The sequence below is a fragment of the Isoptericola sp. NPDC056618 genome (genome assembly GCF_042792715.1).
Lineage (GTDB): Bacteria > Actinomycetota > Actinomycetes > Actinomycetales > Cellulomonadaceae > Isoptericola > Isoptericola nanjingensis.
The window spans coordinates 114,020-123,559 of the sequence record NZ_JBHTVZ010000003.1 but is presented as its reverse complement, the minus strand read 5'-3'; the positions used below and the strand labels follow the sequence as shown (position 1 = coordinate 123,559).

Below are 9,540 nucleotides of genomic sequence, written 5' to 3'. Positions count from 1 at the left end.
CAGCGGGCCGTGAACCGGATGGCCGACGAACCATTGTGCCAGAACGCGGACGCGCCCCGGACATCCCCGGTGGGGGGGGGGGGCCGGCGCCCCCCCCGCCCGGGGCCCCCCCACGGCCCCGGGCGCTACTCGACCTCGAAGGGGAAGTCGTCGGTCACGCCGATCTGGTCGTACTGCATCTGGGTGGCGTCGAAGTCGTCCTCCCAGTTGCCGTTGGTGACCTCGTTGCACTGGTAGGACTGGTACGACTGGTCGGTCGTCTTGCCGACCTCGATGTTGGAGAAGGCGAAGCCGCAGCCGCCGGCGTCCATGTGGATGCCACGGGTGCCGCTGTCGGGCATCGCGCCGGCCGGGTCGGGGATGACGTCGCCGATCACCATCTGGTCGACGGTGTTCTGGATCGGGTGCGGCTCCTGGTTCGCGACGCCGTAGGTGTAGAAGGCACCCATGTCGCCCGAGTCGAGCCCCGCCTCGTCGATCCGGATGTAGCGGAACGTGTTGTTGTCCGTGTACTGGTCCCCGTCGATCACTTCGGGACGCGACTCGAGGCTGATGCCGTAGCGCGCGGAGTGCTTGACGTGGACGTGCTCGACGGTGTTGTCGCCGGTGCCCATGAGCTCGATGCCGGAGGCGTCGCCGGGGACGAGCTCGCCGACGTGGTCGATGTAGAGGTTGCGGAACGTGTGGGCGTGGGTGAGGTCGCCCTCGCCGGGCCAGCCGCCCTCGACCTTGATGCCGTCCGCGCCGATGTTCTCCAGCAGGGAGTCCTCGACCGTCAGGTGGTCGTTGGCGAACAGTGCGTAGACGCCCATGAACCCGGTGTCCCGGATGTGCATGCCGGTGAGGGTGATGTGGCTGGTGTTCTCGAGCGTGAGGGCGCCGAACCGGTTGCGAGGCATCTCGATCTGGCGGTCGTACTCGGGATAGGTGTGCACCTCGCCGGAGTCGCCGGCGCTGATCCAGCCGGCGCGGTACCAGTCGACGAAGTCGGAGAACTGGACGCCGAGGCCGTCGAACGTGATGTCGTGCGCCTTGTCCTCGGGGGAGTCGCCCTTGATGTCCACGAGCTTGGCCACGGTCGGCCGCATGATGGTGACGTCGTCGATGTCGCCCCGCGGCATGTAGTAGAGCTCGCCGGCCTCGCGGTCCACGTAGTACTCACCGGGCTGGTCCAGGAACGGCATGGCGTTCTGGATGTAGTAGCGCGACCCGCTGCGGCTGTTGACCAGGGCGTACCGCGACCAGTAGTCGAACGTCGCGAAGCCCTTGCGGTAGTCCGCGCCGCCGATCGGGATCGTGTCCGTGAACCAGCTCCAGGACCCGCCGGACCACACCGTGATCTGGGCGTCCTTGAGCGGGTTGCTGTCCGCGGTGTCGTCCCACGCCGGGTCCCAGTCGCCGTCCTTCCAGTAGAGCCAGGAGCGGACGGCCTCCTTCTCGGGCTCGCCGAGGACGGAGAACAGGTACGGGGCCTGCGTGTCCTCGGAGGTCCGGTTGGGGTAGCGCGCCAGCTCGGAGCGCTCGCCGTCCTCGAACAGCGTGTAGAACTGCTGCTCGGGGTCGAACGTCGTCTTGTAGATGCCGTCCTGGTAGGGCTCCCAGCCGGTGACGGGCTCGGCGCCGACGAGGTTGGCCTTGCCGGGTCCGTCGGCGGAGCGGTAGATCACCTGGTGGCCGTTGTTCCCCGAGTCCTTCTCGGTGAACTCGATGGTCTCGTCGACGGGGTAGTCGCCCTCGGCGAGGTTGACCACGATGTCGCACTTCATCTTGCGCTCGTGGTTGAGCCCGCGGTCCTGGATGTACTGGCGCGCGTGGTCGACGGTGGCCCACGGCGCGTCGGCGGTGCCCTTCGCCGCGTCGTCCCCGTCGGGGGAGACGTAGAACTGGGGGCACCTGCCGGCGCCCTGGGAGGTCGCGGCGTACGGGTCGAAGGCCGTGGCCCCGACCCCGACGGCCGCGACCGCGCTGACCGCGACGACCGCCGCCGTGCCGGTCCTGATCCATCGTCTGGACATCGGTGTCCTCTTCTCGTGAGTGGTGCGGGTGGGTGGCTGGTGGATGGCTGCCGGGTGGCTCAGGCCGTCGGCTGGACGACGTAGGTGGCGCCGCGCCGCGTCTCGAACACGGCCAGGCCGTCCTCGGGGCGCTCGACGGCGACCGGACCGTGCGGCCCGACGACGCGCACGGGCGCGTCGGTGCGCAGGCGGACGGTGCGGCCGAGCAGGGAGCGCACGCGGGCGTGGTCGAGGCGGCCGGCGGACCACGTCATCGTGATCTCGAAGCCCCCGCGGGTGCGCAGGCCGCGCACGCGCCCCTCGGGCCACGCCTCGGGGAGGCAGGGCAGCAGCCAGACCTCCCCGGAGTGGGACTGCAGGAGCATCTCGTTGATCGCCGACGTGCCGCCGAAGTTGCCGTCGATCTGGAACGGCGGGTGCAGGTCGAACAGGTTGGGCGCCGTCCGGCCGGGGGAGAGCAGCTGCGTGAGGTGCGCGTAGGCGCCGTCGCGCTGCAGGAGGCGGGCGCGGATGTTCATCTTCCAGGCCAGGGACCAGCCGGCGGTCACGGCCGGGCCCCGCAGCTCGAGCGACCGGTCGGCCGCGGCCGCGAGCTCTGGCGTCCGGCGCGGCGTGATCTGGTCGCTCGGGAACACGCCCCACAGGTGGGAGACGTGGCGGCTGGTCTCGGTGGCCGCGTCCTCCCAGTCGATCAGCCACTCCTGGAGCTGGCCGAGGTGGCCGACCTGGTTGGGGGGCAGCGTGTCGCGCGCGGCGAGGGCGGCCACGGCGGTCTCGCGGTCGAGGCCGAGCTCCCGCGACGCCTTGTCGAACGCGGTGAACAGGTCCCGCAGGATCTGGCAGTCCATCGTCGGCCCGGCGCAGAGGCTCACGCCCTCGTCGTCGTCCTCGTGGTGCTTCAGCTCGGGGGAGTGCGACGGGCTCGTGACCAGGTAGCCGGTCGCGTCGTCGACGACGAGCGTGTCGAGGAAGAACTCGACCGCGCCGCGCAGCACGGGGAAGTACTCGCGCAGGGTGTCGAGGTCGCCGGTGTACTCGTAGTGCTCCCAGAAGAGCAGCGAGAGCCACGCGCCGCCGGTGGGCCACACCCCGTAGAAGGCGTGGTCCACGGGGGCGGTCCCGCGCCACAGGTCGGTGTTGTGGTGCGCCACCCACCCCCGGGCTCCCCACATCTTCCGCGCCGTCCGCGCCCCCGACTCCGCGAGCTCCTCGATCATCGCGAACAGCGGCCGCCAGCACTCCGCGAGGTTCGACGGGCCCGCCGGCCAGTAGTTCATCTCGCAGTTGATGTTGAGCGTGTACTTCGACTGCCAGGCGGGCAGCATCTCCGCGTTCCAGAGCCCCTGCAGGTTGGCGGGCTGGCCCGGCGCGCGTGAGCTCGAGATCAGCAGGTAGCGGCCGAACTGGTAGTACAGGGCGGCGAGCTGCGGGTCGCCGCCGGCCCGGAACGCCGCCACCCGCTCGTCGGTCGGCAGGTCGGCCGACGGCGACGTGCCGAGGTCGAGGTCGACCCTCCCGAACAGCTCCTGGTGGTCGCGCACGTGCGACCGGCGCAGGACGCCGAAGCCGCTGACGCTCGCCCGCTCGAGGGGCGGTGCCGCCTGCTGGAGCGGGTCGCCACCGACGTCGAGGTAGCTCCGGTGGCTGGTGCCGATCGTGACGAGCAGCGTGACGGCGTCGGCGCCCCGCACCCGCAGCGACGTCTCGTCGCACACCACCGAGCCGCCCTCGGCGAGGGCCCGCGCCAGGGCGACGAACCGCACCTCGCCCTCGAGGCCCTCGGCCTCGCCGGAGCGCCCCTCGAGCGCGAGCGTCCGGCCGTCGTGCGCCAGGGTGATCGTCTCCTGCAGCGACGTGAACGAGGCGTCGACCGAGACGCCGCCCGGCACGTCCGCGCGCAGCCGCACGACGATCGCCTGGTCGGCGTGGCTGACGAACACCTCGCGTGTGTGCCGCACGCCGTCGGCGACGAACGTCGTGGTCGTCACCGCCGTGGTGAGGTCGAGCGAGCGGCGGTACTCCGCGACGTCGTCGGTCAGCCCGGGGAAGGCGAGGTGGAGGTCGCCGACGGGCTGGTACTGCATCTGCTCCGTGGGCCGACCCATGAAGCGCGCGTCGGCGAGCCGCTGGGCGTCGGCCCAGCGCTCCTCGGTCAGCAGCCGCCGGATCTCCGGCAGCGCCTCGGCGCCTGCGGGGTCGGCGTAGTCGTGCGGGCCGCCCGCCCAGACCGTGTCCTCGTTGAGCATGAGCGTCTCGGCCGCGACGCCGCCGAAGACCATGGCGCCGAGCCGGCCGTTGCCGACCGCGAGCGCCTCCAGCCACGCGGCCGCGGGCCGGGGGTACCAGAGCTCCAGCGGGCGGGTCGCGGCGTCGTCCGGGGCCGCGTCCCCCGCGGTGGCCTCGGCCGTGCCGGCGCGGGCACCGCCGGCCAGCACGACCGCTCCGGCCGCCGCGGCGCCGGTCGATCTCAGCAGGTCTCGTCGGGTGAACGAGGTCATCGCATCCACATCCCTCTCGTCGTCCGTCTCGTCGTCGAGGCCATGAAAGGTCGAACGGCTGCCCGTGCGGTCGGGCGTCGTCGCCTTCGGTACCGGAACTGCAGGGTGTCGCTGGAGTGCTGTCGCGGCCGATGGAGGCCGGGGCAGCCCTGCCCCGCCGTCCTCGCGTCCCGAGGTGCTCAGGGACGCGGTGCCGCGATGGATCGAATGTAGTACATCACATGTAGTACAAGTCAACAGGTCGAGAAGAGGCCCGGCGCTCCGGACGGCAGCGGTGCCGCCGGGAGGGCCGGGCCTCGGGCCGCGCTACTCCTGGGGCCGGCGGCGCGCCCAGGACGACGTGATGTGCTCGCGCATCGCGGCCTCCGCGCCGTCCGCGTCGCCGGCGGCGAGGGCCTCGAGGATCCGGGTGTGGCCCTCGTGCGTGGAGCGGACGTCGTCGACGCTCGGGGTGCCGCTGTACTGCGGCGAGTGCAGCGCCTTGCCCTGGACGCTGGAGACGATCGCGCGGCCGAACGCGTCGCGGGAGGCGCGGTGGATCAGCTCGTGGAACTCGAGGTCGACGCGCGCGTACGCGGTGGGGTCGTCGACGAGGTCGGCGAGCTCGTCGAGCTTGGCGGCGAGCGCGGCCCGCTGCTCGGCGTCGAGCAGGCCGGCCGCCCGCCGGGCCATCGCGCACTCCAGGGTGGTGCGGATCTCGATGAGGTTGTCGAGGTAGACGAGGCGGTCCTCGCGCTGGAAGAGCGCGTCGAGGACGAGCGGGTCGAGCAGGCTCCACTGGTCCTGGTCGAGCACGATCGTGCCCCACCCCTGGCGCGACGCGACGAGGCCCTTCTCCACCAGCGCGGTGGTGGCCTCGCGGATCACGGTGCGGCTGACCTCGTACTGCTCGCAGAGGGCGCCCGCCGGGGGGAGGGCGCTGCCCGGGGGATACTCGCCGACGACGATCGCCGTGACGAGGCTCTTCACCACCGCGGCGGCGAGCGGCGGGCGGTGTCGCTGGGGGCGGGGCACCGCTCCGGCGGTCGAGGGCGTCGTTGTCATGTCGTCCGGGCTCCGTTCTGCGTCGCGGCCTGCGCTGACGGCCACCCCGAGCGTAGCGGAGGCTTGCGCACTCATCACTCGTATCATAAGTTATGACTCAGCCGACAGGCTCGACGAGGCGCTGGCACCCAGCCGCTGCACCTCCCACGACCCGGCCTCGAGACTCGCGCCGACGGCGGCGCGTGCGGAGTAGGAGCAGCGGATGCGCATCACGGGATACCGGACCCTCACGACCGTCCACCGATGGGGGCGGCCGGTGGGCGACGTCAACGGCGTCGTCGCGGACGGGGTGACCGAGGTACCGGTCGTGCTCCTCGAGACGGACGCCGGCGTCACCGGCGTCGGCCTCGGGGCGAGCGGCGACCTCGACCTCGTCTTCGGCGCCCTCGAGGGACAGGACCCGCGGGCGGTGACCGCGCTCTACGACCGCATGCTCGCGTTCGTCTTCAAGTCCGGGCACGCGGGCAGCACGTTCGGCACCATTGGCGCCTTCGACATGGCGCTGTGGGACCTCAAGGCCAAGCTGGCCGACGAACCCCTGTGGCGCACCCTCGGCGCGGCCGACCGCTTCGTGCCCGGCTATGCGTCCGGGCTCGAGTACGCCCTGCCCGACGACGCGCTCGTCGAGCTCTACGAGCCGTGGGCCGAGCGCGGCTTCACCGGCGCCAAGGTGAAGGGCGGTCTCGACGTCGACCGCGACGTCAAGCGGCTCGCCATCGTCCGCGACGTCCTCCGCGAGAACACCGACCACCCCGACCTCATGTACGACGTGAACGAGGCGTGGGGGCGCCACCAGGCGGTCCGGTTCGCCCGCCGCGTCGAGGACCAGGTCGACATCATGTGGATCGAGGAGCCGGTGCGCCGGTGGGACGTCGCCGGCCACCGGGCCGTCGCGTCCGAGCTGCGCGCGGCGGTCGCCACGGGGGAGAACCTCACGGGCCTCGAGCAGTACGGGCCGCTGCTCGACCGCGACGCCGTGGGCGTCGTGCAGGCGGGCAGCGTCTGGGGCGTCACGCACTTCCTGCGGGTCTCGGTGCTCGCCCTCGGCCGGGACCTGCCGGTGAGCCCGGTGGGCTACAACGCCAACCCCGTCGCGCACGCGTCGGCCGCGGTGCCCAACCATCTGGTCACCGAGGTGCAGGACCTGTCGTGGCCCGTCGGGCTGCGCGTGGATCAGGAGATCCAGGACGGCGGGATCGTGCTGGGCGACGCGCCCGGCCTCGGCATCGAGGTCGACGAGGAGCTCATCGCCACGAACCGCGAGTCCGGCACGTGGGCCGTGCCGTCGGGTCCCCACGTGCGACCCGTCGACGCCGGCCTGCGCCTCGCGCGCCGCCGCGCGGGCGAGCAGCCGTGAGCACCTCCCCGCAGGCCGGGGCCCGGCCCCGCGCCGTGCTGGCCTTCGACCCGCCCGGGCTCGTGGAGCGCATCTTCGGGGCGGACGGCCTCGAGCGCCTGGGCGCGGTCGTGGACCTCGACCTGGAGGTCGTCGTCGAGGTCGCGTCGGAGGCCGCGCGCCGCCGCCTCGCCGGCGCCGAGCTGCTGGTCGCCGGCTGGGGCGCGCCGCCCGTGCCGACGGAGCTGCTGCCGCGGCTGCGTGCCGTCGCCTACGCGGGCGGCGTCGCGCGCACGTGCCTCGCCGACCCGGCGGCGCTGGCGGCGCGCGGGGTGTCGGCGTCCCACGCCCGGGCCGCCAACGCGGTGCCGGTCGCCGAGTACGCGCTGGCGATGATCCTGCTCGCGAACAAGAAGGCGCACGCCGCCGAGCGGGCCTACCGCGAGCGGCGCGCCGCCCCGGACGCGGACCGTCTCCTCACCGGCACGGGCAACTACCGCGGCACCGTGGGGATCGTCGGGGCCTCGCTGGTCGGGCGCCGCGTCGTCGAGCTGCTGGGGCCGTTCGACCTCGACGTGCTGCTGTACTCCCCGGAGCTGGCGCCCGGCCCGGTGCCCGGCCTGCCCGGGGCGCGGGCGGCGGGCCTCGACGAGGTCGCCGCGCGCAGCGACGTCCTGTCCCTGCACCAGCCGCTCATCCCCGAGACGGCGGGGCAGGTCGACGCCCGGGTGCTCGGCCTGATGCCCGACGGCGCCACCCTCGTCAACACCGCCCGCGGCGGCGTCGTCGACGGCGAGGCGCTGCTCGCCGAGCTGCGCACCGGCCGGATCGACGCGGTGCTCGACGTCACCGACCCTGAGCCGCCCCCGCCGGACAGCGAGCTGTGGAGCCTGCCGAACGTGGTGCTCACCCCGCACCTCGCGGGATCCACGGGCACGGAGCTGCGCCGGATCGGCGACTCCGTAGTGGCAGAGGTCGAGCGGTTCGCCCTCGGGCTGCCGTTCGCGCACCCGGACGAGCTGGTGGCGTCGTGACCCCGGTGCGCGAGGATGCCAGCCGCGACGAGGTCGTCCGCGACGACGCCGTCCACAACGACGAGGCAGGAGGACGCATGGCCGCAGGACAGGCAGGACCCGACGTCGCGGCGCTCGCGCGCTGGATGCGCACGTGGGTGGGCGACGAGGGGCAGATCCGGGGCTTCCACAACCACAGCGTGTGGGGCACCAACCCGGCGACGTTCGTCGACTTCACCAGCGGGCATCAGGCGTTCTCCGCCCCGGCCACCGCGGCGTTCGGCGAGGTCCTCGCGAGGCACCTCGACGAGCGCGGGCTCGACCTGTGGCGCCGGATGATGCTCTTCCAGGCGCGGACCGTGCAGGACGACGGGCAGTTCCGCCACATCGGGTTCCAGGTGGGGGAGTCGGCCACCGCGGGCCTGATCCACAACATGGTGGGCTGCCTCGGCCTCCTGGAGGGGCTGCGGCACGCCGGGCACCTCCTGCCCGAGGACGAGCGCGCCGAGGTGCTCGCGGCCGTCCGGCGCGACCTCGACGCCTGCCGCGTCTACGGCGGCGGACGCCCGACGCCCGACGGCACGGTGAACCAGGAGTACGCGCGGGTCTGGGCCAAGCTGCGGTACGAGGAGCTGAGCGGCGACGACGTCTACGCCGCCGAGCTCGAGGAGGACCTCGACGCCCTGGTGCGCCTCAGCCACGTGCGCGGGGTGCCGGACGGCGAGTCCGTGGGCGTCTTCCGCCAGCCGACCGACCGGGAGGGCGGCGGCATCCTCGAGCCCGCCGAGTACTACGGGCTCATGGTGGTGCCGCTCGTCCTGGGCGCGCGCCGGTTCGGCCGGCCCGACCTTCTCGAGGAGGCGGTGGCGATCTGCCGGCACGTCGCGCGCTCCGCCTGGGTGGACGACGCGGGCTGCACGCGGTTCCACCGCTACTGGTACGTGCGGGGCGACACGCACCTGCTGTCGACCACGCCGATGCTGGTCGCGGGGATGGGGCTGAGCCTGTACGGCATCGAGGAGGTGCTGGCCGACGTCGACGTGCCCGAGCTGGGCGAGTTCCGCGACGCGTGCCTGCGGACCTACGCGCACTACCAGTCGCCCGCCGGCCCGTTCGTCTCCGCCACGGGCTGGCACCACGAGGCCGACGTCGCGCCGAGCACCGCCTGGCACGCGCACGACCTGCTCTTCCTCGCCCGCCACGCGCTGGCCCGCGGTGACGTCGACGCGACGTTCTGGGACGCCGTGTTCGCGGACCCCGACCGGCAGGCGGTGATCCTGTCGGACCGGGCGTTCTGGGCCGAGGACGGCGCGCACTGGTGCATCCTCAGCCCGTACACGGCCGGGGACCTCAGCATCTTCGGCCGCAAGGACCGTGACACGTTCGCGCGGTCGTTCTTCGCCTGGACGGACAAGGAGCCGCTGCCGGCGGAGCTGGAGTACCCCGGGCCGCCGGCGTTCTTCGTCGCGGACGAGGGGATCTTCCGGATCGACGGCTCGGACCGGCCCACGGACGTCACCGTGGTCGGCCCCGTCCCGTTCCGAGGTCGTCTCGGCTAGGGACTGGTGGCACGCCACCTCTCACATGTAGCATGTATGACAAGTGGTCCTCGTCCTCGAGGACGACGCACCCAC

General features: G+C 72.9%; 6 protein-coding genes. 3 read left to right on the top strand and 3 right to left on the bottom strand.

Annotated features, from left to right (window positions below; translation table 11 throughout):
* Nucleotides 1-125 precede the first annotated feature (125 nt).
* The 3 genes from ACFQ8T_RS06450 to ACFQ8T_RS06440 all read right to left on the bottom strand — a co-directional run bounded on the left by ACFQ8T_RS06450 (nucleotide 126) and on the right by ACFQ8T_RS06440 (nucleotide 5,557).
* Nucleotides 126-2,015: a right-handed parallel beta-helix repeat-containing protein gene (locus tag ACFQ8T_RS06450; protein WP_430545725.1), complete on the bottom strand. Its 1,890-nt coding sequence runs from the start codon at nucleotides 2,013-2,015 to the stop codon at nucleotides 126-128.
* Between the two features lie 59 nt (nucleotides 2,016-2,074).
* Nucleotides 2,075-4,513: a glycoside hydrolase N-terminal domain-containing protein gene (locus ACFQ8T_RS06445; protein ID WP_430545724.1), complete on the bottom strand. Its 2,439-nt coding sequence runs from the start codon at nucleotides 4,511-4,513 to the stop codon at nucleotides 2,075-2,077.
* Nucleotides 4,514-4,819: 306 nt separating this feature from the next.
* Complete coding sequence (locus tag ACFQ8T_RS06440) at nucleotides 4,820-5,557, bottom strand: FadR/GntR family transcriptional regulator (protein ID WP_430545723.1); 738 nt, start codon at nucleotides 5,555-5,557, stop codon at nucleotides 4,820-4,822.
* 202 nt (nucleotides 5,558-5,759) lie between these two features.
* Between ACFQ8T_RS06440 and ACFQ8T_RS06435 the strand changes: the two genes are divergently transcribed.
* The 3 genes from ACFQ8T_RS06435 (at nucleotide 5,760) to ACFQ8T_RS06425 (ending at nucleotide 9,465) form a co-directional block, all read left to right on the top strand.
* The gene (locus tag ACFQ8T_RS06435; RefSeq protein ID WP_430545722.1) at nucleotides 5,760-6,914 is read left to right on the top strand and encodes a mandelate racemase/muconate lactonizing enzyme family protein; all 1,155 of its coding nucleotides are present in this window, start codon (nucleotides 5,760-5,762) and stop codon (nucleotides 6,912-6,914) included.
* Entirely contained in the window at nucleotides 6,911-7,927 is a 1,017-nt protein-coding gene (locus ACFQ8T_RS06430) for a hydroxyacid dehydrogenase (RefSeq protein WP_430545721.1), read from the top strand. Before ACFQ8T_RS06435 ends, ACFQ8T_RS06430 begins: the two co-directional genes overlap by 4 nt.
* A gap of 77 nt (nucleotides 7,928-8,004) precedes the next feature.
* Nucleotides 8,005-9,465: a hypothetical protein gene (locus ACFQ8T_RS06425; RefSeq protein WP_430545720.1), complete on the top strand. Its 1,461-nt coding sequence runs from the start codon at nucleotides 8,005-8,007 to the stop codon at nucleotides 9,463-9,465.
* Nucleotides 9,466-9,540 lie beyond the last annotated feature (75 nt).